At 42.1% G+C, this 24,401-nt stretch carries 21 protein-coding genes and 6 tRNA genes; 18 read left to right on the top strand and 9 right to left on the bottom strand.

Annotated features, from left to right (window positions below; all coding sequences use genetic code 11):
* Window positions 1–2: 2 nt before the first annotated feature.
* The 9 genes from I2483_RS11645 (at window position 3) to I2483_RS11605 (ending at window position 4,191) form a co-directional block, all read left to right on the top strand.
* Window positions 3–78, top strand: a tRNA-His gene (locus tag I2483_RS11645).
* Window positions 79–113: 35 nt separating this feature from the next.
* Window positions 114–189: transfer RNA gene (locus I2483_RS11640), tRNA-His, on the top strand.
* A gap of 10 nt (window positions 190–199) precedes the next feature.
* Window positions 200–271: transfer RNA gene (locus I2483_RS11635), tRNA-Gln, on the top strand.
* Between the two features lie 4 nt (window positions 272–275).
* Window positions 276–350 (top strand) — tRNA-Gly (locus I2483_RS11630).
* Window positions 351–358: 8 nt separating this feature from the next.
* Window positions 359–432, top strand: a tRNA-Cys gene (locus I2483_RS11625).
* Window positions 433–473: 41 nt separating this feature from the next.
* Window positions 474–554 (top strand) — tRNA-Leu (locus tag I2483_RS11620).
* Between the two features lie 308 nt (window positions 555–862).
* A complete protein-coding gene (locus tag I2483_RS11615) occupies window positions 863–2,326 on the top strand; it encodes an IS1182 family transposase (RefSeq protein ID WP_207277372.1) in 1,464 nt (487 codons plus the stop codon).
* A gap of 451 nt (window positions 2,327–2,777) precedes the next feature.
* Window positions 2,778–3,323 carry a sigma-70 family RNA polymerase sigma factor gene (locus I2483_RS11610; RefSeq protein WP_207277371.1) on the top strand — a complete coding sequence of 182 codons (546 nt, stop codon included), beginning with the start codon at window positions 2,778–2,780 and terminating at the stop codon, window positions 3,321–3,323.
* A complete protein-coding gene (locus I2483_RS11605) occupies window positions 3,277–4,191 on the top strand; it encodes a hypothetical protein (RefSeq protein ID WP_207277370.1) in 915 nt (304 codons plus the stop codon). Before I2483_RS11610 ends, I2483_RS11605 begins: the two co-directional genes overlap by 47 nt.
* A gap of 218 nt (window positions 4,192–4,409) precedes the next feature.
* On the opposite strand, the gene I2483_RS11600 is transcribed toward I2483_RS11605, so the two are convergent.
* Both I2483_RS11600 and I2483_RS11595 read right to left on the bottom strand, forming a co-directional pair.
* Window positions 4,410–4,925, bottom strand: a complete 516-nt coding sequence (locus I2483_RS11600) for a hypothetical protein (protein WP_207277369.1) — start codon at window positions 4,923–4,925, stop codon at window positions 4,410–4,412.
* A gap of 28 nt (window positions 4,926–4,953) precedes the next feature.
* A complete protein-coding gene (locus tag I2483_RS11595; RefSeq protein WP_481886338.1) occupies window positions 4,954–5,646 on the bottom strand; it encodes a B3/B4 domain-containing protein in 693 nt (230 codons plus the stop codon).
* A gap of 56 nt (window positions 5,647–5,702) precedes the next feature.
* On the opposite strand from I2483_RS11595, the gene queG reads away from it, so the two are divergent.
* From queG to I2483_RS11580, 3 genes are all read left to right on the top strand, one after another.
* Window positions 5,703–6,842 carry a tRNA epoxyqueuosine(34) reductase QueG gene (gene queG, locus I2483_RS11590; protein WP_207277368.1) on the top strand — a complete coding sequence of 380 codons (1,140 nt, stop codon included), beginning with the start codon at window positions 5,703–5,705 and terminating at the stop codon, window positions 6,840–6,842.
* A gap of 17 nt (window positions 6,843–6,859) precedes the next feature.
* Complete coding sequence (gene trmL, locus I2483_RS11585; RefSeq protein ID WP_207277367.1) at window positions 6,860–7,333, top strand: tRNA (uridine(34)/cytosine(34)/5-carboxymethylaminomethyluridine(34)-2'-O)-methyltransferase TrmL; 474 nt, start codon at window positions 6,860–6,862, stop codon at window positions 7,331–7,333.
* A 386-nt stretch (window positions 7,334–7,719) separates the two neighbouring features.
* Window positions 7,720–8,025, top strand: coding sequence for a hypothetical protein (locus I2483_RS11580; RefSeq protein WP_186672168.1), 306 nt, complete (start codon window positions 7,720–7,722; stop codon window positions 8,023–8,025).
* Window positions 8,026–8,220: 195 nt separating this feature from the next.
* On the opposite strand, the gene I2483_RS11575 is transcribed toward I2483_RS11580, so the two are convergent.
* A complete protein-coding gene (locus tag I2483_RS11575) occupies window positions 8,221–9,522 on the bottom strand; it encodes an NCS2 family permease (protein WP_207277366.1) in 1,302 nt (433 codons plus the stop codon).
* Between the two features lie 156 nt (window positions 9,523–9,678).
* Between I2483_RS11575 and I2483_RS11570 the strand changes: the two genes are divergently transcribed.
* Window positions 9,679–10,503 (top strand): aldo/keto reductase, encoded by an 825-nt coding sequence (locus I2483_RS11570; RefSeq protein WP_207277365.1) that lies wholly within the window; start codon window positions 9,679–9,681, stop codon window positions 10,501–10,503.
* A gap of 46 nt (window positions 10,504–10,549) precedes the next feature.
* On the opposite strand, the gene I2483_RS11565 is transcribed toward I2483_RS11570, so the two are convergent.
* From I2483_RS11565 to I2483_RS11555, 3 genes are all read right to left on the bottom strand, one after another.
* A complete protein-coding gene (locus tag I2483_RS11565; protein WP_207277364.1) occupies window positions 10,550–11,401 on the bottom strand; it encodes an RluA family pseudouridine synthase in 852 nt (283 codons plus the stop codon).
* Window positions 11,402–11,516: 115 nt separating this feature from the next.
* Window positions 11,517–11,996 carry a thioredoxin family protein gene (locus I2483_RS11560; protein ID WP_207277363.1) on the bottom strand — a complete coding sequence of 160 codons (480 nt, stop codon included), beginning with the start codon at window positions 11,994–11,996 and terminating at the stop codon, window positions 11,517–11,519.
* Between the two features lies 1 nt (window position 11,997).
* Window positions 11,998–12,423 (bottom strand): disulfide oxidoreductase, encoded by a 426-nt coding sequence (locus tag I2483_RS11555; RefSeq protein ID WP_207277362.1) that lies wholly within the window; start codon window positions 12,421–12,423, stop codon window positions 11,998–12,000.
* A 132-nt stretch (window positions 12,424–12,555) separates the two neighbouring features.
* On the opposite strand from I2483_RS11555, the gene I2483_RS11550 reads away from it, so the two are divergent.
* A complete protein-coding gene (locus tag I2483_RS11550) occupies window positions 12,556–14,100 on the top strand; it encodes a bifunctional GNAT family N-acetyltransferase/carbon-nitrogen hydrolase family protein (RefSeq protein ID WP_207277361.1) in 1,545 nt (514 codons plus the stop codon).
* A 56-nt stretch (window positions 14,101–14,156) separates the two neighbouring features.
* Here I2483_RS11550 and rsgA read toward each other — a convergent pair whose 3' ends face one another.
* Both rsgA and I2483_RS11540 read right to left on the bottom strand, forming a co-directional pair.
* Complete coding sequence (gene rsgA, locus I2483_RS11545) at window positions 14,157–15,236, bottom strand: ribosome small subunit-dependent GTPase A (RefSeq protein WP_481886339.1); 1,080 nt, start codon at window positions 15,234–15,236, stop codon at window positions 14,157–14,159.
* A gap of 528 nt (window positions 15,237–15,764) precedes the next feature.
* The gene (locus I2483_RS11540; RefSeq protein WP_255550408.1) at window positions 15,765–17,108 is read right to left on the bottom strand and encodes a hemolysin family protein; all 1,344 of its coding nucleotides are present in this window, start codon (window positions 17,106–17,108) and stop codon (window positions 15,765–15,767) included.
* A 930-nt stretch (window positions 17,109–18,038) separates the two neighbouring features.
* Between I2483_RS11540 and I2483_RS11535 the strand changes: the two genes are divergently transcribed.
* From I2483_RS11535 to I2483_RS11520, 4 genes are all read left to right on the top strand, one after another.
* Window positions 18,039–19,778: an ABC transporter ATP-binding protein gene (locus I2483_RS11535; RefSeq protein WP_207277360.1), complete on the top strand. Its 1,740-nt coding sequence runs from the start codon at window positions 18,039–18,041 to the stop codon at window positions 19,776–19,778.
* A gap of 1 nt (window position 19,779) precedes the next feature.
* On the top strand, window positions 19,780–21,537 hold the full coding sequence (locus I2483_RS11530; protein WP_207277359.1) for an ABC transporter ATP-binding protein: 1,758 nt from the start codon (window positions 19,780–19,782) through the stop codon (window positions 21,535–21,537).
* A 332-nt stretch (window positions 21,538–21,869) separates the two neighbouring features.
* Complete coding sequence (locus tag I2483_RS11525; RefSeq protein ID WP_186672151.1) at window positions 21,870–23,141, top strand: MFS transporter; 1,272 nt, start codon at window positions 21,870–21,872, stop codon at window positions 23,139–23,141.
* Between the two features lie 799 nt (window positions 23,142–23,940).
* On the top strand, window positions 23,941–24,177 hold the full coding sequence (locus I2483_RS11520) for a hypothetical protein (RefSeq protein WP_187046664.1): 237 nt from the start codon (window positions 23,941–23,943) through the stop codon (window positions 24,175–24,177).
* A 35-nt stretch (window positions 24,178–24,212) separates the two neighbouring features.
* On the opposite strand, the gene I2483_RS11515 is transcribed toward I2483_RS11520, so the two are convergent.
* Window positions 24,213–24,365 (bottom strand): hypothetical protein, encoded by a 153-nt coding sequence (locus I2483_RS11515; RefSeq protein ID WP_186672147.1) that lies wholly within the window; start codon window positions 24,363–24,365, stop codon window positions 24,213–24,215.
* Between the last annotated feature and the right edge of the window lie 36 nt (window positions 24,366–24,401).

The following is a 24,401-nucleotide window of genomic DNA, read 5'->3' as shown; positions in this document are numbered from 1 at the left end:
TGGCGATTGTGGTGAAGTGGTTAACACATCGGATTGTGGTTCCGACACTCGAGGGTTCGATTCCCTTCAGTCGCCCCATTTTTATATTCAATTAAAACAAACTAGATATCATGGCGATTGTGGTGAAGTGGTTAACACATCGGATTGTGGTTCCGACACTCGAGGGTTCGATTCCCTTCAGTCGCCCCATTTATCTTTTTGGGGTATAGCCAAGCGGTAAGGCAACGGACTTTGACTCCGTCACTCGTTGGTTCGAATCCAGCTACCCCAGTTTCGCGGAAGTAGTTCAGTGGTAGAATACGACCTTGCCAAGGTCGGGGTCGCGGGTTCGAATCCCGTCTTCCGCTCCAATTTCTACGGCGGCATAGCCAAGCGGTAAGGCATGGGTCTGCAACACCCTTACCACCGGTTCGATTCCGGTTGCCGCCTCCAATTTTCTTATGTATCGTTGTTCGTGAACAAAATAGTGTTATGCCCGAGTGGTGGAATGGCAGACACGTCGCACTCAAAATGCGATGCCGTAAGGCGTGCCGGTTCAAGTCCGGCCTCGGGTATCAGATGGAAAAGACACAACTTAGGTTGTGTCTTTTTTTGTGTTTCATTTTAACTATATAAGTTACAAATAAGTACTATATAGCCGGCACTTAACAAATGGAATATTCTTACTGCATCGCTTAGTCGCTTGGTGATGGCCTTACTGCATCGCTTAGTCGCTTGGTGATGGCCTTACGCAATAAGCCCGTCAGAAGAACACGAGGCCACTGAAAAAGCACCCCAGTCAGAACGATCTTTCACTTAGTAGAGAAAAGGTCGTTCTTTTTTTGTATAATGAAAGTAACAATTATCCTAGGCGGTGTTCCCGATGATCTCCAACCAACAGTCCCTTACCCTAAGTCCATATGCGACAATTTACGATCTTGTCGTGCCTCGTGATAACCAGCTTCGTCAAATGAATGACCTAGTTGATTTCTCTTTTGTCCTCGAGGAATTGAAGGAAAAGTATTGCCATGATAACGGCCGCAATGCCGTTCCCCCTGTCCGGATGTTCAAATATCTTTTGTTGAAGTCCATCTTCGATCTATCCGATGCTGATGTTGTTGAACGATCCAAATATGATATGTCTTTTAAATTCTTTTTGGAGATGGCACCAGAAGATGAGGTAATCAATCCAAGTTCTTTAACGAAATTCCGAAAACTTCGCCTTCAGGATATTAATCTATTGGATATGTTAATTGAAAAGACAATCGGGATTGCATTGGGTTGTGGCCTTATCGAAAGTACATCCATTATCGTGGATGCCACACACACTAAGGCCAGATACAATCAGAAATCACCTAAAATGTTCCTAATGGAGAAATCGAAACTATTGCGTAAGGCTGTATACAAAGTAGATGAAAAGATGAAAGAAAAGTTTCCACAAAAGCCAATTAATGACGATTTGGCTGCCGAATTGGACTATACTCGAAAAGTTATTCAAGCCGTTGAAAAGGAAGAGGTCATCTGCCAATACCCAAAAGTTAAAGAAAGACTAAACTACCTAAAAGAAGTAGTCGATGACCACGAGGAACATCTTTCATACTCGGATGACCCCGATGCACGGGTGGGACATAAAACGGCAGATTCCTCTTTTTTCGGATATAAAACACATATGGCAATGAATGAGGAACGGTTAATCACGGCGGCAGTCATAACCACAGGAGAAAAAACCGACGGAAAATATCTACAAACCCTAATCAAAAAGAGTAGGAAAACGGGAATGATCATCGATACAGTCATCGGTGACAAAGCTTATTCTGAAAAAGAGAACATCCAATACGCCAACAAGAATGGCCTTAAACTGGTCGCTGGTTTAAATGGAACAGTCACACAAGGATTCCGAAAAAAAGAAAACGAGTTCGAATTTAACAAAGATGCCGGCATGTATGTCTGTAAAGCTGGCCACATGGCCACCAAAAAAATCATAATTGGCAAAAATAGACACGGAAAGAACCCTCGTGATACCTATTTCTTTGACGTAGATAAATGTAAAGTGTGCCCACTTAGAGAGGGCTGTTACAAAGATGGTGCCAAAAGCAAATCCTATTCCACCACGATTAAATCGACGGAACATACAGAGCAGGAGGCTTTCCAAGAAAGCGACTTTTTCAAAATGAAAATGAAAGAGCGCTACAAGATCGAAGCCAAAAATAGTGAATTAAAGCACAGACACGGGTTTGAAACAGCATCATCCCCGGGTCTATTCGGCCTGCAAATACAAGGAGCCACCGCAATATTCGCTGTAAATATGAAGCGGATTCTAACCCTACTCAAGGAAAAAGAGAGCTGAAAGGAAGTAGGAATGGTGACTAATTTCCAGAATGGTTGGAAATTAGTCGCCTTTTTTTGTCTAACAATCGAACTGTACCTTGAAAGATTAGTTTTTCAGCGGCCTCGAAGAACACTGTCGGTCTTATTGCTTCGGCTCACACTTGTCGCTCCTTCGCTAGATGTGTTTGTTATACGGGTGAGGTATACCACCTAGTTATTTCTAAATAAGTAGTCCCGAATATATATGCTTAAATAAAGAACTCCTTTGAATTCGCTGCCCCTGTTAAGGCGCCTTCGCTCAGTATATATACCAGATTCAATACTTCAACTTAGTAACAGTGGCCTTTCGCCTTGTTATGACCGCCATACGTTTTATCTTGGAAAAATAGTGAAGAAAGATACTTTCTATATAGGTTGGCTGTAATATTTTACATAGTGAATCGTCTAATAGTTAAAGGAGGGGAGATCGTGTGAAGAACCATACAATCGAGGAGTGGTTTCAACTGTACGAAAGGGATATCACAAGTTACCTAACTTACTATACAGGCTCGACGGATGTCGAGGATCTTGTACAAGAAACTTTTATGATAGCTATGAAAAAAATGGCTGGGTTCAAGGGGCAATCCCATCCGAAAACTTGGTTGATTTCTATTGCAAGAAATAAGGTTGTTGATGATTACCGTAGAAGGAAAGTATGGGAGAAAATCAAGCACTTAGTTTTCCGCGACCCAAAAAATTCAAATGAATTGGAAGAACAAACAATCCTTAATCAGGAGATTGTCCAATTATACAAAGCAATTAATCAACTTCCTCCTCGATATAAAGAAGTAGTAATCTTGAGGGGGATTTTGGAGTTAACGCCTAAAGAAGTGAGTGAGGTATTGAAAAGCACCGTGAATCATGTGAATGTCATGTTTCATCGCGCATTAAAGAGACTTAGAGAAATACTTGTAGAGGAGGGATTTACTTATGAAGAGAGTGGAGAACTTACAAGAGAATCTGAAAAACCTTCCTAAATACACATTAAATGAAAAACAGAAAGAAAAAATCAGCTTGGCATTGAAAAGGGAAATGAAGCCTAGAAAAAGAGTAGACTTTATTAAACCTTTCACCGCATTTGCTTTATTATGTGCAACAGTATTTGCCTTTATCCTATCAAGTGATAGTGAGAGTAATAATTGGTTTAATGAGTTAAGGCAGTCGTTTCGGCCTCAAGTTGAATTGACTGCGCAACAAGCGGAAACTTTTTACTTACCACATAATAATCAAGAAGTTACTGGGATTAAAGGTAAAGTGGGAATGTTATTTAACGGACAGTTTGTAGCCGAAGATGCGAGAAGAGGATCAAAAATGATGCTCTACTTTTGGGGGGATTCATCGGAATTTGCGGGAAAAAGTTATAGGGTAGAAGCTAGGAATACTTACGATGAAAAAATCATGATTTCTGAAGGGACTTTTGATGGTTTTCTATTCGGTGAAGATATTCAACAGATATTGACGAGCTTCCCACCATTTCCGAATGAGGGGGAATGGCAACTCTCCTTTTACATGGATGATCAATTATTTGAGGAATTTAAAATTGAAGTTCTTCCTCAATTTCCAAAGACTGAACATTATACTTTGATTAATGATCCAATGGAACTTACAGTAGATGAGAAAACTGAAATCTATATTGAAAGTTCGGTGGAAAGTGGGAAGGAAATAGAAGTGAAGGTACTCAATAAGAAAGGAAGTATTGTTTCTGAACATGTTTTTATTCAGAATGGGGGATCTACTGTAGCGGGTTCGTTTATTTATCACTATCAAGGGAATTTAAAATTTCCGGAAAAAGGAACATGGGCGTTACTGATCAATGGCGAAAAAACACAGCCGTTTAAAAATTGAATCTACACAAAATCGCTCCTTACCGCCGAAGCGGAAGGAGCGATTTTCATAGAGGGGATCCGATGACACTATTTTGGGTTGTCCATAGCAATTGCCTTGGTCGGTCATTGGAGATTGGTCACAAAGTAAATGGTGACAGGTTATTGGTTTGCCTGCAATTTAAATTGGATTGATCCCTACTCTATGCCTCGGAGAGGAGTCTCACCTTTCCGAGGGCATTAAAAGTACTTTGAATCGTCAAATTCCAAGACAATAGAATAGTTTTTTGCATTAATAGAATTAGATAATTTATGGGCATCCTTTTCTGCTTGTAATGACTTCACCCGATAGTCCTCGGGATCGAATAAAGCGACACGGTATACGATGGTGCTTTCAGAGTAACCATACTGAATTACTTCTTTTTCTGCCATGGACAGTTCTTTATAAAAGCGGGATTTGGCACGTAGTTGTGTAGCTAGTTCAATCGCTTCTACAATGGCAAGTTGCTGCCCATGGAATTCTAGTGTGTTATCTATATTGGCACGATACATGAGGCGATCGAGCACTCTACTATCTAAACGGACATCATCTAATTCGGTTTCCACGACTTTTAGGGTGCGTGGACCTAAATCAGGAGTGCTGCCTTTTTCTAAAGTCGTAAAGGCGACGCGTCTCATTTCATCTTCTAGCTCATGAATTCGTTTTGTTAAAATGCTTTTTAATTTCACGGCTTCAGCGAGTGTTATGTTGCTCATTTGTTCATCCCCTAAAATACAAATAGTGTTAGTCTACTACAATGGAAGTTTGTCCCTCGTGTAAAACATAAGAACGGACGTCTCCGCCGCTAAGACTAGTAAACATGTTCCCGCATGCTGTTGTCAGTTCAAACGCTTTAGTAGCATCCATAGACGGGCGTAGGAAGAAGATATGTAGCGCGTCTGTCGTATCTTCTGTTACAGCGGTGCGGATAGAATCGACATATGGACTGCCGAATGGGCTATAATCGTCTTTTAATAGTAGAATGTTTTGTAATGAATTAAAACGACCATTTAATCCATCATATCCATCCTCAGCTGTTCCTGAAGTAACGACTACATTGCCGACAATCTTTTCGAGGTCGTAGATGCCTACTGGAATTTCATGTTGCAGGGAAAAGAAGTTATTCAAGTCGACAGCATTGTGGAATGGATCGATGTAGTTTTGCTTCTTAATGCGGCGCATAAGTGCTTCTGTAGAATGGCGATACCGATTAGGGTCTGCGCCAAGTGCTTTCCATACAGTGCGCCATTCGTTAATGCCAGGGAATTCGGTTACGGGTTTGTTTTCCAGCTCAAAGAAAAGTTGCTCTTGGAATAATTGCAATTTTCCTTTTAGCATTTGAGGCGATTCTGACACTGTAATTTTGGTATAATGGTTAATGCCCAATTTTAATCCGGGTACGGCACCTAAAAGTTTCATATCCATTTCGATAATCAATGACTTCACCCTTTATATAGTTTAATTCAATAGTAGCATAGTGGAGGCGATACAGTGTGAATGCTGTTCAGTTGCAACAGGCAGTAAGGGACTATGCGGAGTCAATCGGCATCGACAAAATTGGTTTTACAACAGCTGCTCCATTTCGTGAGTTGAAGAACCGCTTAAAGCGGCAGCAAGAACTTGGCTACCAGTCAGGTTTCGAAGAAAAAGATTTAGACAAACGGACAGAACCCGCTCTATTGCTTGATCAAGCGGAAAGTATTATTGCTATTGCTGTCGCCTATCCGTCCAAAATGACGGATTCTCCGAGGGGAAAAAAAGGTGAGCGACGGGGTATTTTTTGTCGTGCATCGTGGGGGACAGATTATCATACGGTCCTCCGTGAGAAGCTGAGACTGCTTGAAGGCTTTATACTGGAACATGCACCAGCAGCAAGGGTTCGCTCGATGGTGGATACGGGGGAGCTTGCAGATCGCGCAGTTGCAGAACGGGCAGGAATCGGTTGGTCGGCAAAAAATTGTTCAATCATTACGCCAGAATTTGGTTCGTATGTTTACCTGGGCGAAATGATTACCAATATCCCATTTGCGCCGGATGTTCCGATGGAAGATGAATGTGGGGATTGTACACTTTGTCTTGACGTATGTCCAACCGGGGCTTTGATTCAGGGGGGGCAATTAAATGCGCAGCGTTGCATTGCTTTCCTTACACAGTCGAAAAAGCCAATCCCGGAGGAATTTCGTATGGAGTTTGGTAATCGGGTGTACGGGTGTGATACATGTCAAACGGTGTGTCCGAAAAATAAAGGAAAGCATAATTTGCATCAGAAAGCTTTCCAACCGGATCCTGAACTGGCCAAGCCACTTCTTCAACCAATTATTAGGTTGTCCAATCGTGAATTTAAAGAGAAGTTTGGACATGTATCAGGATCTTGGCGTGGAAAAAATCCGATTCAGCGAAATGCGATAATTGCACTTGCACATTTCAAAGAGGAGTCTGCGGTACCTGAATTGATTAGTATGTTAGAAAATGATCCGAGGCCCGTCATTCGTGGTACGATTGCATGGGCACTAGGTCGAATTGGTTTGGAAGAAGGTTATATAGCTATTATGGAAGCGTTATTGACAGAGGAAGATCCAGAAGTACGCGCTGAATTAACAAAGGCAGCGGAATCCTGGGAAGAAAGAGTTTAATTGGAGGAATCACTGAGATGGCTATACATGTAGCGTTATTTGAACCACAAATCCCTGCAAATACAGGGAACATTGCAAGGACATGTGCAGGAACAGGAGCGAAATTACATCTCGTGAAACCGCTCGGGTTTTCGACGGATGACAAAATGTTAAAACGTGCAGGGCTCGATTACTGGGAGCACGTCGACATTACGTATCATGAAGGAATTCGTGAGCTATTTGCGGCGAATCCTGATGCATTATTTTACTTTTTGACAAAGCACGGTGAAAGTACTCACACTGCATTCGATTATTCTGATGGTACGACAGATATATTTTTTGTTTTTGGTAAAGAGACGAGTGGACTTCCTGAAGATATTTTACAGGAGAATAAAGAACGGTGTCTGCGAATTCCGATGAACGACAATATCCGATCGCTTAATTTATCAAACACGGCGGCGATTCTTATATATGAAGCGCTTAGGCAACAAGCTTATCCAGGATTGGTATGAAAAAACGGGACAGCCTATAGGCGTGTCCCGTTTTGTTCAAAGAAAAGAAAGTATAAGCTTTGTCTGCTTAGATCGGAGTCTAGACTCCAGGCGCTTTTCTAAAGTTATTTTTTTAGGCCAGGTATCTTAACCTTGCCAGGTTTATCGTCGTATCCGCCTGTGAAAATTGCAGATAAGAATGCAAAGCAAACACCTATAATTAGAATTACTGTCATGATAGGTACCTCCTGTAAATTCATTAGTAGCTTCGTTAAGTATACCCTATTTTTAATGGAATTGAAACGACAGTCAGGAAAAATTGTGACAGAGCTAAGAAAAATGAAACTTTGTGCTAACTTGTCCGTATATAACATATCGACTTAAATGATATGGAGGTAGAATATAGTATGAAGAACTATTCAACAGGTATGAAATGGGTCACAGCAATTGCGGAAGGTTTTCTTGCGATCCCGATCATTGGCGGAGTTTTTGTCATAAGCTCCGGTTATTCGGCGCTTGGTGTCATGTTCGTATTACATGCAATTACGTTACTGCTTTCAATCCGAGATATGCAAGGCAAGGCAGCGTCCATCCTGGGTCTCGTGACGAGCGTAGTAAGCGCCATTCCGTTCATCGGCTGGTTCATGCACCTACTGACTGCAGGAGCGCTCGTCCTGTCAGCTATCACTTCTAGAAATAGAATCAATATGTAAAGAAATGCCCTTCCGAATACTAACGGAAGGGCATTTTTAAAATATAAGAAACTATAATTTTTTCACCTAGTAACGGTGTCTAGACTCCAGGCGCCAACTCCTCGGGACATAAGTCGGTCAGGCTATTCGGCAAAGAACGCCGCTTAGCCAGCCCGTCTTATACCTGTCGGAGCTGAACGGCGCCTTGCGCTTTTCTTAATGTGGTAAATAGAGCAGTTGATAGGTGAAGAGTACTGCGAAAATATACAACAGGATGGGAACTTGTTTCCCTTTCCCTTTGACAACTTTTAATAGTGGGTATGTGATGAAACCAAGAGCAATCCCTGTCGCAATGCTAGAAGTGAGTGGCATTGTTAAGATAACAAGAAAGGCTGGGAATGCTTCATCGAATGAATCCCAATCAATATCTTTAACTGCGCCAATCATCAAGCTTCCAACGATGATCAAAGCAGGAGCGGTTATTGCAGAAACCCCTGATAATGTACTGACGAGTGGACCGAAAAATGCTGCTACAATAAATAGAATGGAAACAGTCAATGATGTCAGTCCAGTACGGCCGCCTACAGCAACCCCAGATGAGGATTCAATGTACGCTGTTGTCGGGCTTGTTCCGAACATGGAACCAAATGTCGTTGCTACAGAATCTGCAAGTAATGCTTGACGCGCACGGGGAAGCTTATTCCCTTTCATCAGGCCTGCCTGTTTTGCGACACCAATCATCGTGCCGGTCGTATCGAACAAGGTGACAATAAGGAATGCAAAGACGACACCATACAAGCCGTTTGAAATTACATCACCCACTGCTGTAAGTGGATTCCAAACAAGAATCCCTTCCGGTAGTTGAGGTAGTTTCCATAGAATTCCTTCAAATTTAAGCTGACCTGTAAAGGCTGCGACAATACCTGTTAGAATCATTCCGATGAAAATCGAGCCGTAGATGTTTAAGGTCATAAGAATAACTGTCACAAGAAGACCGAACAAAGCTAACAGCACGGGTGGGGAAGTGAGATCGCCGAGCTTAACAAGATTGGCCTCATGTGGAGTAACGAGTCCAGAAAGACGCAAGCCAATAAAGGCAATAAATAGTCCTATTCCAGCGGTAATTCCGAGCTTAAGACTTTCGGGAATTGACTCAATTAATTTTTCGCGGAAAGAGGTCATGGACAACAGAACAAATAATAGTCCAGCTACGAATACTGCAGAAAAAGCAGTCATGTAATCAAGTTGTCCGTCAGATGCGAGAACAACCGATGTAAAATAAGCATTCAATCCCATTCCTGGTGCAATGGCAATTGGGTAGTTGGCGAAAAGAGCCATCCATAATGTACCGACAACAGCAGCGATAATCGTCGCGATGAACACTTGCTCGAATGGTACACCTGCATCAGCAAGAATAATTGGATTGACAATGACGATATAAGCCATAGTCAAAAAAGTTGTCATACCGGCTAATACTTCAGTTTTCACGGTAGTATTGTTCTTTTTTAATTGAAACAATGTAATTCTCCTCTCAAAATACGAACGAAATGAAGTCCAACTACAATAATATTCGCTTTTACATTTAAATTCAACTTTCAAACTTAGTCAGGGAATTCGTAATATTTGAATGACGATTGTACAATTGAGATAGAAGAGATGAAAGGGGAAATTTGAATGTCAAAACTATTTAACGGAACAATTCAGCTTGCAAATGGTGTGAAAATGCCACAACTTGGGCTTGGTGTTTATAAGATGACGGATCCCGAGCAAACGGTCGAGGCAATTACATATGCAATCGGGACTGGCTACCGTGCAATTGATACGGCGGCAATCTATGACAATGAAAGCGAAACAGGCGAAGCGATCCGTCACTCCGGTGTTCCGCGGGAAGAGCTATTCATCACTTCGAAAGTCTGGAATACTGATCAGGGCTATGACGGGACACTCCGCGCATTCGAGACTTCATTGAAGAAACTAGGCTTAGGTTATTTGGATCTTTATTTGACACATTGGCCTGTGTCGGAGAAATATGTCGACACTTATAAAGCGATTGAACGCTTGTATGATGAAAAACTGATCCGCACCACGGGTGTCTCTAATCATCATGCCCATCATCTCGAAAAAATCTTCGTAAAAGCGAATGTCGCACCAATGGTGAACCAGATTGAACTCCATCCGTATCTGACACAGGAACCGCTCCGCGCGTTTTGCAAAGAGAATGGTATTGCTGTTACATCTTGGTCACCACTTGCACGTGGGAAGTTACTTGCAGAACCAACACTTCTTAACATCGGGGAACAATACGGTAAAACGCCTGCGCAAATCATTATCCGGTGGCATTTGCAAAATAATCTCATTGTTATTCCGAAGTCAGTGACACCTGAACGTATCCGAGAAAACAGTGAAGTTGCTGATTTTGAACTGTCGAATGAAGAAATGGCATTGATTAACGCACTTAATCGCGATGAACGGACTGGAACTGACCCGGATACCTATTAATTTTGAAAAAAGAAATGCCATGGAGAAATACGCTCCATGGCATTTTTTAGCTATTTATCATTTCGATAAGCGTCTGTTCTTCTGTAAATGGATGGATGAACGATACTGCAGTTGCAGTTAACCGATAATGACCGTCTTCCGTTTCACTGCCGTCATATAGTGTATCGCCTGTAACTGGATATCCAATATGCGATAAATGTACACGAATCTGGTGTGTCCGGCCAGTTTCAAGATCAGCTTCTACGATGGACGTCTCTTCTTTTCGTTCAATTAGCCTGAAGTTTGTAACAGCGGTTTGTCCAGACATGGAGACAATTCGTTTGGCTGGATGATGGCGGTCTTTTCCAATCGGAAGTCTAATCGAACCTTTAGGTCGTTTCAAGTAACCGTCAACTTCAGCAGTGTATTTCCGCGTGATGTCGTTACTCTCAATCATACGGTCAAAGAGTGCTTTCGCAATCGGATGCTTCGCAACGAGAACAACACCTGAAGTTCCTTTATCAAGACGATGGATATGCTCGGCATAATCCCCGCCGTTGTTTTTAACATAGGCCATGACAGCATTCATCAGTGTACCTTTATCCTTTGGACCATCGGGGTGGGTTGTCATGCCAGCTGGTTTGACGACTGCTAGGATGTGCTCGTCTTCAAAAAGTACGGTAAGGTCAACTTGTTCATCAGCAATATACGTAGAAGCTGCATCAGGGAAAGTAAACACCAATTCCGTACCTTTCGCTAGAGGCAAGCGCCAATCGTCCACTGGTTCACCGTTAGAGTCTAGTACACTTTTTGCCATCCGCATTAGGTGAACTGTTTTTTTACCCCCTTGCCATTTATCCTTGAGTAGATATTCAACGGTCATATTGTCTTCTTGTGTTTTATAATGAAATAACGCCATTTAAATCATTCCTTCCTATCGTGGGCCTACAGGATGTAGGTCATGAAGCGGGAGGGATTGTACTTCATCCCTCCTTGTTGCCGCAGGACGCGGCGAACTTAGACTTCGTTCCATATTATTTGCCTTCGAATTCAGTGAAAAATGCACGGATGTTTTCCTCAGGTTGTGCGCCGACCATACGTCCGACTTCTTGACCATCTTTGTAGTGGATGAGTGCTGGCCAAGATTCAATTTTATAGTCTGTATCCATTCCGACTTTATCGCCAAATTCCATCATGTTATATTGCAAGACATCGACACCCATTTCTTTTGCAATCGGCATCATGACAGGTGTCATTTGCATGCAATATTGACATTCTGGATGGAAGTAATAAGCTGTTACGGGTTCACCAGTTTCGATTTTTTTGAACAGGTCATCAGGTTTGACGATGTTGCTGTAGTTTTCATTGCCAATCAAATCAATTGTAGACTTTGAAAGCTTGTCCGTTCCATATGGATTGTCTTTCATTTTTGTTTCGTCCGCTTTGTTCGATAAAACGACAATGAGGATGAAGACTGCGATAATAGCGCCGCCAATGATCAATAATTTTTTCAAGTTACTTCGACTCCTTCTGCCATTTCATCATGAAAAGGCTTGTGATAAAGATGATTAAAAATGCTGTGAGCGCCAAGAATGGAATGGTGATGAATCCAAGATAGTTAATATATTGCCCCGTACATGATACATTCCCACAAACCGGTGCGCTATCGCTCAAAAAAGTGAGTTTTTGGATTCCATAATGATAGAGGGAGATACTTCCACCAACAATCGAGAAAACAGCTAAAGTTAAGGCAATTCGTGCATTTTTCTGGAACAGGGCGACGCCTGAAATAAGTACGATTGGATACATTAGAATCCGTTGGTACCAACAGAGCGTACAAGGCTCATATCCGCGAACTTCCGAAAAGTATAACGAAGCGAGCGTTGCGACAAATGAAACTGTCCAAATAATAATGAGACTGTTTTCCAGTCGTTTCTGCATACGATCATCTCCTGCTTGGTTAACTACATGCATATTTGATTATAGGGTGTCGTATTAAACAAGTAAAACATTATTAACTGTAAGAGCACTGCGATATAATGAAGAGAAACAGGTTGGGAAGAGGTGTTTCGGATGAGTGAAGAATTTGATTTGTCTACGTTTGAAATAAGTATGGTTATTCGTCAGATGAAGTTTGAGGATATAGCAAGGCTTTTAAGTATGCAGGAATTGTGTTTTCCAGGCATGGAACCGTGGGAAGAGGGGCATCTAAAGAGTCATTTAGAAAATTTTCCGGAAGGGCAGATGGTTGCTGAATTGGATGGGGAAATCATCGGTTCATGCTCCAGTCTAATCATCAATTTCGATGAGTATGACGACCGCCATACATGGGATGATGTCACTGATGAAGGGTACATAACAAACCATAATCCCGACGGTTATAATATGTACGGTATCGAAGTTATGGTGCATCCTGGCTACCGTCGTATGAAGGTCGGTCAGCGTTTGTATGAGGCGCGTAAAGAGCTTGCAAGAGAGCTCAATTTGAAGTCGATTATCCTCGGCGGGCGTATCCCGAACTACCATAAGTTTGCCGACGAAATGTCGCCGCGTGAATATGTAGATTCTGTGTCACGCCATAAAATCTATGATCCTGTACTGACGTTCCAGTTGATGAATGACTTTACGTTGATGAGGGTCAATCCAAACTACTTACCAGACGATAAAGCGTCGAAGAAATATGCCACGCTGATGGAATGGAATAATGTTGATTATAAACCGCTCACGAAGCGTCATTTTAAGACAAGCTATCCAGTACGGATTTGCGTGGTTCAATACTTGATGCGCAAAATTTCATCATTCGAAGACATGGCTCATCAGTGTGAATACTTCGTTGACGTCGCATCCGATGCCAATTCTGATTTCGTCGTTTTCCCGGAAATATTCACGACTCAGCTCATGTCCTTTATGGATGAAGTATCACCGAGTCAAGCAGTGCGTAAAATGACAGAGTACACACCGCAATATATTGATATGTTCATGAACCTTGCAGTGCGTTATAACGTGAATATTATCGGCGGTTCCCACTTTGTCGAGGAAGAGGATGAAGAAATCTACAACATCTCGTACTTGTTCCGTCGCGACGGTTCAATTGAAAAACAATATAAGATTCATATTACGCCAAACGAACGGAAATGGTGGGGAATCAGTGCGGGAGATGCGGTTCGCGTGTTCGATACAGACTGCGGAAAAATCGCCATCCAAATTTGTTATGATATTGAATTCCCGGAATTAGCACGTATTGCGACAGATATGGGTGCTAATATTATCTTTACCCCATTTTGTACGGAAGATAGACAAGGGTATCTACGCGTTCGTTATTGTGCACAAGCCCGCGCTATCGAAAATCAAATTTACACAGTTATTTCCGGTACAGTCGGTAACTTGCCGCAGACAGAAAATATGGACATTCAATATGCACAATCGGCAATATTCGCCCCGTCCGATTTCGAGTTTGCTAGGGATGGTATTGTAGGAGAAACGAATGCTAACTTAGAAATGGTACTTATCGGAGACGTCGACCTCGAGATATTACGTCGCCAGCGTCAGGACGGAACAGTGAAGCAACTAAAAGATCGTCGTCATGACGTGTATCATATCGAGTATAAGAAGGGTTAATAGAAAAAACGCCACGCATACCGGTAAATCCGGTGTACGTGGCGTTTTTGTTTGAATTATTTCTTCTTCGAAGGATGATTCCGCATACTTTTCGTTATTTTTTTCCACTTATTCCGTTCTTCGGCTTGAGCGGCGGCGTCCATTTTACGTTCAAGGAACGCCAACTCTTTTTGGAGTTTCAGATAGCTTGCGTAGCGGTCTTCAGGTAAAGCACCGGAAGCAAGTGCTTCTCGTAAGGCGCATCCAGGTTCATTGTTATGCTGACAGTCATTGAACTTACATGAATTTGCAAATGCTTCCACGTCTTTAAAACCTGAATCCAGGCTTTCGCTGTTGTCCCACAGCTGAAATTCTCTCATTCCTGGCGTATCGATCAGTACACCGCCACCAGGAATCTTAATAAGTTCACGGTGGGTCGTCGTATGCCGACCTTTATCGTCATCGTCACGGATCTCTTGAACAACCATCGTTTCACCGCCGCATATGGCGTTTGTAAGAGATGATTTCCCTACACCTGAAGAACCTAATAATGCCGCAGTTTTTCCGCCTTCTAACAGTAAGGTCAATTCGTCAATTCCTTCGCCGGTTACATTGCTCACGGCGAAAACATCAGCACCCATCGCAATATTACGTGCTTCTTCAATGTAGTGGGAAGGATCATCGCATACATCTTTCTTCGTCAGCACGACGACGGGGCTTGCACCTGAATCGTAGGCGGCAACAAGATACCGCTCGAGTCGTCTTGCGTTAAAGTCTTTATTCATCGACATGACTAAGAAAACGATATCGATATTCACTGCGATAATCTGTTCGGTAATTGTTGTACCCGCAGCTTTCCGTGAGAACAACGATGTTCGCGGTAAAATGCCATGGATGATTCCGCGTTCTTCACCCGGCATTCTTTCCACGGCCACCCAATCCCCGACAGCAGGGAAATCGCGCCGCTCATCAGCTTCGTATTGCATCGCACCCGAGCAAACAGATAGCCATTCACCTTCAGCCGTGATCACTCGATACATTCTTTTATGTTCAAGTGTTACACGTCCAGGCATACATTTTTTCATTTTTATATCGTTTTTTATAGCATCCCAATTCGCTTTATGGGATAAATTCCAACCGTACTCGTTTAAATTAATCAATTTAGATTCCTCCTGTTATGTGCGTACTAGAAAAGCGCAAGGCGCCTGTAGCTAGACAATCAAAAGCCGTGGGTCCTTTGATCGGACACCACGGCTTTCACGCGCATAACAGAATAAGCATGCTTATGATAAAAGCACGGCAGGTGAAAGTATGGGTCCGATCAAATTAGCAATAGGTACAATGATAATAGCCATAAAACTTCACCTGCTTTCTGTAAGTTGAATTAATAATAACAAGACGAAAGAAGAAAGTCAATACAGACTTTTCTGGTTATTGGAGAAATGGGAAGACGCTTGTTGAAATTCCACAACGTTTTCAGTAAAGTTAGCAACGTTTCCGCCGAAGTAAACAACGTTTTACCGGAAGAAAGCAACGTGCCAGCGGAAGTAAACAACGTTTTGCCGAAAGTTAGCAACGTGCCAGCCGAAGTAAACAACATTCCGGCCATAGTAAACAACGTACAAACCAAACTTCATAACATACCGCATCAAAAAGAGCGTCCTCCATAGGGAGAACGCTCTTAGTTAGGATTCCATTGACAATTCTGAAGTATCGTCAATTTCTTCCGGTTCATATTTGATGACTTCGAGGTAGAGAATATGATGGCCATCCACATCTTTGACGATGAATTCAAAACCTTGTTCAATAATCTTTTCGCCTTGGATAGCTTCGAAGCGCTGAGTCATGATCCATCCACCGATGGTATCGATGTCCTCTTCGTTAATAGATATACCAAGAATGTCATTTACATTTTCGATTCGCATCTTCGCGTCTAAAATATAATGATTTTCCCCGAGAATTTGAATTTCTGGTACTTCATTCATATCGAATTCGTCTTGAATATCACCGACGATTTCTTCCAAGATGTCTTCGATTGTTACAAGACCGGAAGTTCCGCCGTATTCGTCCATTAGAATCGCCATATGAATGCGTTCCCGTTGGATTTTAAGTAGAAGGTCGGCGATTGGTATCGATTCGATGACATGTATAATCGGTTGCATATAATTGACAACCGTCTGATTGCCTGCAGTGTCAGGTTCTTTAATGAATGCAGTCAATAGGTTTTTCATGTTGATAAGACCAATGATATGGTCTTTATCGCCATCCGTGACAGGGTAGCGTGTATATTGTTCTACACCCATTACGTCGAAAACTTCGCGTAATGTCATGTCTTTTTCAATTGTTATCATTTCTGTCCGGGGGGCCATGATTTCATTGGCAATCCGATCATCAAATTCAAAGATCTTATTCACATATTTATATTCGGCTTGGTTGATTTCGCCGCTTTTTAAACTATCCGATAAAATCATTCGAAGTTCTTCTTCTGTATGAGCGACTTCTGATTCCGAAATCGATTTAAAGCCGAGCAGTCCAACGAAGAAACGTGCAGAACCGTTCATACCTTTAATAATAGGGTACATGAGGCGATAAAATAAAATAAGCGGTTTTGAAAATGACAACGTAATGGCTTCCGCTTTTTGAATCGCGATCGTTTTAGGAGCCAATTCACCTATAACAACATGCAAAAATGTTACCGATGTGAATGCGATAATGAATGAAAGGATACTGGCAGTACTAGCTGTTAAATCATAATAAGAGAAAATTGGTTTTAACATTAGTTTTACAGTTGGTTCCCCTAGCATCCCGAGTCCGAGGGCGGTAATTGTAATACCCAATTGGCAAGCGGACAAATATTCGTCCAAATTACTAATTACCTTTCTCGCAGTTACGGCACGCGGGTTACCCTCCGCAACCAGTTGGTCAATCCGTGTTGCTCTAATCTTCACAATTGCAAATTCACTCGCAACAAAAAATGCGGTGAGAGCGATCAAGACAGCAAATGCTGCCAATCGTATGGCAATATCCAAATAATTACTTTGTTCCGAACCCAAATGAGGGGGAGAACAAAGTGTACACCTCCTATAGTGGTAAAATCCTTAGTTAACTCTATAATAATTTATTTTCAAGAAAAAAACAAATAGATACCCTCATCTATCGTATGTTTGTAGGGTAGTACATACGGATTAGGATAGTAGAAAGTACATAGAAATTGTCCTTTCATCAATGAAATTAGGGTATTTTGAAATATGTACAAGAGCTAGATAATAAAAAATATCTTGGTCTTACTATCACTTGTGGTTGCTATCATATTCAATTGAATGCCTTCATATCATTAGCGAGGTAGTCGAAGTGATTATATTTTCAAAAAGTATTGACAACTCTGAAATGGAAATGATAACCTACAAGTAGTTAGTTACTCGAAATAGAGAGGGAGGTACGGAAAATGAAAAAAGTATACGTGTTCCAAAACAATAATAAAATGAATCCGTGCCTATCCCCATTTTAATGTTCAACATTAAATAAACCCGGATCGGTGCGCTATGCCGTTCCTTTTATGAGCCCACGCTTATGTTAAGAAGCGTGGGCTCTTTTTTTGTTTCAATCTAAAGGAAATTCGGTGTTTCCACGCATTGCGTGTTGCATAAAGTTGGACTTATTAAGTAGGGGCGATTTTCCACTACTTAATTTAGCCCCGAAGGCAACGACCGCAACGTCCTGTTGCGTTGCCTTCATGACTCACTTCGTGTGAGCCTCAATTCGGGCAATTAGAAGTCGTTCATTCCCCACTTAAAGAAGTGGGGAATGTTACGAATTCTTATTGCGGGATAAAGTTGGACCAACTAATAGAAAAGGAGTGTTGACGATGTTAATCATCAAACAGCTAAGGAAACTATTGAAAGAGGAATCTCTTGAAAGCGGATAGTTGCAAGAGAATAGGGAAGAAGGTTGATTGAATTATGTTTTCAGTACTGTTTAAATTGAAATGGTTTTTTAAAGAGAATCGTAAGAGGTATACAGTTGCGCTTATTCTGTTGATGGTGACGAATATTCTTGTAATTATTCCACCTTGGCTGATTGGGCAAGCAATTGACTCGATTTATACACAGACGTTGACAGCGAGATTGCTCACTATTTTCATCGGTTCCATGTTTGTAATCATGCTATTCAATTATGTGAGTAACTACGTTTGGCAATACCAGTTGTTTGGTGGTGCTTATGTCATCGAACGGCAATTACGGGGAAAGCTTATGCATCATTTTCTGAAAATGACCCCGACGTTTTATGAAAAAAATAAGACGGGCGACTTGATGGCTAGATCAACAAATGACTTACGGGCAATTTCTGAGACGGCAGGTTTCGGTATCATGACGCTTGTCGATTCGACGCTCTATTTGATGACTCTCGTCTTGACGATGGGCTTTCTCGTGTCGTGGAAATTAACGCTTGTAGCGATTTTACCGCTTCCTATTTTAGCGTTTATCATGCAGGTTTTAGGTAAGAAAATTCACGAAAGATATATGACGGCACAGCAGGCGTTCGGTGATTTGAACGATAACGTCTTGGAAGCGGTCGCAGGTGTAAGGGTTGTTCGTGCTTACGTTCAGGAACGTGCGACTGAAAAAGGGTTTGCTGACATGACGGAAGATGTCTATCAGAAAAATATGCATGTCGAGAAAATTGACGCGCTGTTCATGCCGATTTCGAAAGTGCTGACAGGGCTAACGTATATGCTTGGACTCGGTTACGGAGCCTACCTTGTATCCATGGGCGATATGACGCTAGGGAATCTCGTAACCTTTAATGTCTATCTTGGGATGATTGTTTGGCCGATGTTTGCAATCGGTGAGTTGATTAACGTTTTACAACGCGGAAATGCGTCACTCGACCGAGTAACAGAAACGCTTGATTATGAGGAAGACGTGAAGGATCCAAAACAGCCTGTGAACGTTGAACAACCAGATAGTGTAGGTTTCCTGGATGTTACTTTCACTTATCCGACATCGCATTCGGTCAACTTGGATGCTATTAAACTCCATTTGAAACGTGGCGATACGCTCGGGGTAGTTGGAAAGACTGGAAGTGGAAAGACGACGTTTGTTAAACAGCTGCTGCGTGAATATCCATCCGGTGAAGGGGAAATCGTTTTCTCAGGAGTACCGATGCAGTCAATGACAAAAGATCAAGTGAGAGATTGGATTGGTTATGTTCCGCAGGATCATGTTCTGTTTTCCAGAACAGTTAGGGAAAATATCTTATTTGGACGTCCTGATGCAACAGAAGCGGACATTGCAGAAACGATTCGTCTGTCCTATTTTGAAAAAGATCTTGAAATGCTTCCTGAAGGACTTGAAACGCTCGTCGGGGAGAAGGGTGTTGCATTATCCGGAGGGCAGAAACAGCGGATTTCCATTGCACGAGCCCTGGTGAAAAATCCGGAAATTCTAATTTTAGATGATTCGCTTTCTGCGGTCGATGCGAAAACGGAAGCGAAAATCATAGAGAATATTCAAACGGAGCGTTCTGGAAAAACGACAATCATTACAACACACCGACTGTCTGCCATCCAGCATGCTGATTGGATTATCGTTCTTGACGATGGGCGTGTTATTGAAGAGGGAACGCATGAGGGCTTACTTGGAATGAACGGCTGGTACAAAGAACAATTCGACCGCCAACAGATTGGGGAGGTTGAATAATATGAGTACCGGTAAACGATTACTTCATTACGCACTTGATTATAAAAAAATGTTACTGACAGGCATTGTTCTTCTCGCGTTCGCAGTAGCTGCGGATCTGATGGGGCCGATGATTGCTAAGAAAATCATTGATGACCATATTGCAGGAGCTTCTGGCGGGGGTATGGATTTCGCTCCGATTGCCAAACTGCTTGCCATCTTTTTTGGGCTAGCAGTAATCACTGCAATACTCAGGTATTTCCAGTATTTATTGATGCAACAGGCGGCAAACCGCATCATACAGAAAATGCGTAATGATCTGTACGAACATATTCAGACATTGCCAATTCGTTATTTTGATAATTTGCCCGCTGGAAAAGTTGTCGCAAGGATTACAAATGACACGGAAGCGATCCGTAACTTATATGTGACGGTCGTTTCACAGTTTGCAATCAGTGGTATGTACATTACAGGAATCTTCATTGCAATGTTCATCTTGGATCCTAAAATGGGTGCTATCACGCTGTTCGTATTGCCGATTCTTTATATTTGGATGAAAGCGTACAGGAAATTTGCTTCGAAAGTTAACCATGTCATTCGCGGAAAAGTGAGCGATATGAACGCGATGATCAATGAATCGATCAATGGCATGACAATCATTCAAGCATTCCGTCGCGAAAAGCAGATGGAAGAGGAATTCCGTGAATTGAATGATGAACACTTCCGCTACCAGAACAAATTGCTTAATGTGGAGGCGGCAACGTCACATAACCTTGTCGACATTATCCGCTCGTTGACGTTTGTGTTTTTTATCTGGTATTTCGGTGGTGCATCGATTTCCACAGAAAGTGTTATTTCCGTCGGGATGCTTTACGCATTCGTTGATTACATTACACGGTTGTTCAATCCAGTGACGGGCATTGTTAACCAGTTCGCACGGCTTGAGCATTCGCTTGTTGCAGCCGAGCGCGTATTCAAATTGCTGGATCGTGAAGGGGAGCCGGTAAGCGACGACAAAATCGCTCGGTACCAGGGAAATGTTCAGTTTAAGAATGTTTGGTTTGCTTATAAGGATGAAGAATATGTCTTGAAAAATCTTTCATTCGGAGCGAAACAGGGAGAAACGGTCGCACTTGTTGGTCATACTGGATCGGGGAAAAGTTCAATCATGAACTTGCTGTTCCGTTTCTATGATGCATCGAAAGGGAACATTACGATCGACGGACTAAACATTAGCGATATGCCACGCCAAACAATTCGTGATCATATGGGCATTGTCTTACAAGATCCTTACTTGTTCAGTGGAACAGTCGAGTCGAATATTAGCTTAGGCGATCCGCGCATTACACGGAAAAAAGTGCAACATTCGCTTGACGCAGTCGGTGGGGAACTGGTATTGAAACATTTGCCTGGTGGAATTGACGAGCCAGTTGTAGAGAAAGGAAGTACGCTTTCTTCTGGACAGCGCCAACTCATTTCATTTGCACGGGCACTTGCATTCGATCCTGCGATTCTTATTCTGGATGAAGCGACTTCCAACATCGACACGGAAACAGAAGAAATCATCCAGCATGCGATGGACGTACTGAAAAAAGGGCGTACAACGTTTATCATTGCACATAGGCTTTCTACTATTAAAAACGCTGATCGAATTTTAGTGTTAGATCGCGGCGAGATTGTCGAACAAGGCTCACACGATGAATTACTCACACTTGGCGGGCAGTATGCGCAAATGTATAAATTGCAGGCGGGAACTTCGAGTACTCTGAAGAGTGAATGACAATGATATGAAGAAAGGGGCTTCCGTGTGAATGGGAAGTCCTTTTTCTTTGGTGTAAATATGCTTCGAGCGACTGCTTTATTGTGGGTTCCCGTTATGGTATCTACTGTCTCAATTTGAAGTTCACAAATGGTGTCAGTAACTGGCACGATGCACTTTTCTCCATACTACTAGTGAAATACTTTATCTATGTAAATTAAGCGAAGGCGCTTTACTGGGGTAGTCAAAGCGGGTTGAATGGAATTTTTTTGTGCATTTACGGAGTTGAAAAACTATTCTGAAAGACGTATATTTAGAGTTACGAAGTATCTCGTGCGGAAAGTTGGAATACTATGGGGAAATGGTTTGCGGATTGGAAGATGAAAATAGCTTCGTTCAATAAAAATGTTAGGTTGTTCATGCTAGCAAATGTGCTTATCCAGATCGGGATGGGTGTATTTATGGTCATGTACAATCTTTATATAAAAGAGCTGGGTATGCCTGAAACCATCAACGGAAAAGTTATTTCCATGACGGCGCTGGCGTCGGCAATAATGCTCGTTCCAGCTGGATTTCTAAGTGATAAATTCGGTCGAAAATGGATGATTGTCGGCGGTGCAATTTTCGGAGGAATGACATTGTTTTACCGCAGTGTTGCCGTTGCCGAAACACCAATTATTTACGCAGCATTTCTGACGGGTTTATTCATGGCATTCGTGCAAGTTTCGGGTGTTCCCTTCCTTGCCGAAAATTCTAAGCCTGCCGAGCGGGTCCATATGTTTAGTATCCACTTCGCTCTAATGACGGTTGCGAATGTAATCGGTAGTTTGCTTGGGGGCGTTATTGCGGATGTACTGGAAGTCTTCTTTGCTCTCGGTGCAGCTGATGCGATTCGATGGGCGCTACTGACGGGGGCAACCATTTTCATAATTGGTTTACTTCCCTTATTTAAACTTCAAAACAAACTACCTGAACCGGTGCACGTAAAGAAAACGTCTTCTGAACCCGCGGAGCAAGAAATGGAGAAAGTCGACAGCAGCTTTAAGCGGAATATTATTCTGATTTTCCACTTCTCGTTTGCGAGTTTACTGATTGGGTTCGGCTCTGGTCTTGTTGTGCCGTACTTGAATTTATATTTCTCAAACCGATTTGATGCCTCAAATGCATATATTGGCCTTATTTTATCACTTGGATCTGCGATGACGGCGGTAGCTATGCTTATTGGTCCGGCACTAGTGAAAAAGGTTGGTAAAGTGAAAGCACTTATCCTGTTCCAAATGCTATCGATTCCATTTTTACTATTAACCGCCTATACGACATCGCTGTTGTTGGCGTCACTCGGATTCCTAATGCGCCAGGCGCTTATGAACGCCGGAAATCCAATTCAAAGTGCTATTGCAATGGAAATTGTTGCTGATAAATACAAAGGGCTTGCTAACTCCGTGAACCAAACTGTGTTTAATATTGGATGGGCAACCATGGGCCCTGTAGCGGCGGGACTTGTAATGGCAAGTGGTTCGTATTGGGGTTATGCCTATGCATTCACAATCACAGCGGGCCTCTATGTCGTTTCCTCGACGTACTATTACTTCATTTTTGGTAGAAGGAAGCTGTCGGGAGGTTGAGTAGTCAGCTGAATCTGGTTTCACGTCTGTTGATTAACCATTTATTTGCATAAAGTACTGGTGAGAAGGGCTTGATATCCTCCATTTTCACTGGACTATTTTCGGCTCGCTTTCGGCTAACTATTCATGACAGATTTACTGAGGGATCCTAATGTGGCTAGAAGTTACTCCGTCACTTCTAGCCACACTTTTTTTCAGTAATCCTGTTGTGAATAGTTGCCTGTCGCGTTCCTACACTATTCAAGTGAAAAATGCAGTTGTTTTGGAAGAAAAGAGTAAATGACATTCTATAGAGAGTGTAAGTGCCCGAAGATGAAATTTCGGGCACTCTTTCCCGTTGTACAATGTGCATCTTGCTTACTTTTAACAAAGAGTATGCATGTAATCATGTGATTCCTTATAGAAAGTGACACTTCTTTATTAGTAAAAAAGAGAAAACCCTATAGAAAGTTTCAGCCGCCAAAATTGCATCTTTGGCGACTTTTTTCCAGGTAAGAAGCCAGCTATTCTTTCGTCCCGAAAAGCTTCAGCACTTCGTGTATCTGTGTTTTTGAAGAGCGAAGGATGAAGGACCACCATACGATTACCGAAAAAAGTATGTGGGGATGCGACAAAGTCGCATCCCCACATATCAAAACATCTCGATAATCGTATAGAAGTCATTCAATCAGAAGCAATCCAAAATCACCTACACACGTAGCGCCCAGTAGGTGATCAAGTTACTTGCTGGTTAATTTTGGTTGACCGACAGACGTAATCTGGTTTAGTAGTAGTATAATAAATAAAAAGGAGTGTTCTTATGGGCATTACCATTATAGCTGTTGTTGCCATTGTATTGGGACTCGGAGGTATGGTGTTAATTGGTTTTGCAATCTACAAGACACTTTTTAATAAGAAGAAGTCAGGAAATATGTTTACGCCTTTTACGCCTTATGACGATATGACGAGGGGAACAAATGACACGAACAGTAATAAGTACTTGGAAGAAGATACAAGGCACGCGGTTGGCATAGAGGAAACGAGAAATGTAGAATAAGAAAACTCCCTGCATATGAGATGCAGGGAGTTTTCTTATTCTCCTCTTTTAAATTGCGTTTCTTTCCAAGCATTTTGCTCATTGGGAACTCGACTTTTATCTTCAAAGACATTTTCAGTTTTCTGATCTTGTACTTTTAACTGTTCTTTTTCTTTACGCAACTCTTCAGGGGATTTTTCGTTAGTCATACTGCGCCTCCTTAATACGTCATGAAGGACAGTATT

Origin of the sequence: Sporosarcina sp. E16_3 (assembly GCF_017347125.1) — a bacterium.
Taxonomy (GTDB): Bacteria; Bacillota; Bacilli; order Bacillales_A; family Planococcaceae; genus Sporosarcina.
This window is presented reverse-complemented; position numbering and strand designations above follow the sequence as displayed.

Excerpts from the sequence above, each read along its gene's own strand:
- I2483_RS11615 (WP_207277372.1), top strand. The coding sequence starts at position 863 with ATGATCTCCAACCAACAGTCCCTTACCCTAAGTCCATATGCGACAATT.
- I2483_RS11605 (WP_207277370.1), top strand. The coding sequence starts at position 3,277 with ATGAAGAGAGTGGAGAACTTACAAGAGAATCTGAAAAACCTTCCTAAA.
- I2483_RS11600 (WP_207277369.1), bottom strand. The coding sequence starts at position 4,925 with ATGAGCAACATAACACTCGCTGAAGCCGTGAAATTAAAAAGCATTTTA.
- trmL (WP_207277367.1), top strand. The coding sequence starts at position 6,860 with ATGGCTATACATGTAGCGTTATTTGAACCACAAATCCCTGCAAATACA.
- I2483_RS11580 (WP_186672168.1), top strand. The coding sequence starts at position 7,720 with ATGAAGAACTATTCAACAGGTATGAAATGGGTCACAGCAATTGCGGAA.
- I2483_RS11570 (WP_207277365.1), top strand. The coding sequence starts at position 9,679 with ATGTCAAAACTATTTAACGGAACAATTCAGCTTGCAAATGGTGTGAAA.
- I2483_RS11565 (WP_207277364.1), bottom strand. The coding sequence starts at position 11,401 with ATGGCGTTATTTCATTATAAAACACAAGAAGACAATATGACCGTTGAA.
- I2483_RS11555 (WP_207277362.1), bottom strand. The coding sequence starts at position 12,423 with ATGCAGAAACGACTGGAAAACAGTCTCATTATTATTTGGACAGTTTCA.
- I2483_RS11550 (WP_207277361.1), top strand. The coding sequence starts at position 12,556 with ATGAGTGAAGAATTTGATTTGTCTACGTTTGAAATAAGTATGGTTATT.
- I2483_RS11535 (WP_207277360.1), top strand. The coding sequence starts at position 18,039 with ATGTTTTCAGTACTGTTTAAATTGAAATGGTTTTTTAAAGAGAATCGT.
- I2483_RS11530 (WP_207277359.1), top strand. The coding sequence starts at position 19,780 with ATGAGTACCGGTAAACGATTACTTCATTACGCACTTGATTATAAAAAA.
- I2483_RS11525 (WP_186672151.1), top strand. The coding sequence starts at position 21,870 with ATGGGGAAATGGTTTGCGGATTGGAAGATGAAAATAGCTTCGTTCAAT.
- I2483_RS11520 (WP_187046664.1), top strand. The coding sequence starts at position 23,941 with ATGGGCATTACCATTATAGCTGTTGTTGCCATTGTATTGGGACTCGGA.
- I2483_RS11515 (WP_186672147.1), bottom strand. The coding sequence starts at position 24,365 with ATGACTAACGAAAAATCCCCTGAAGAGTTGCGTAAAGAAAAAGAACAG.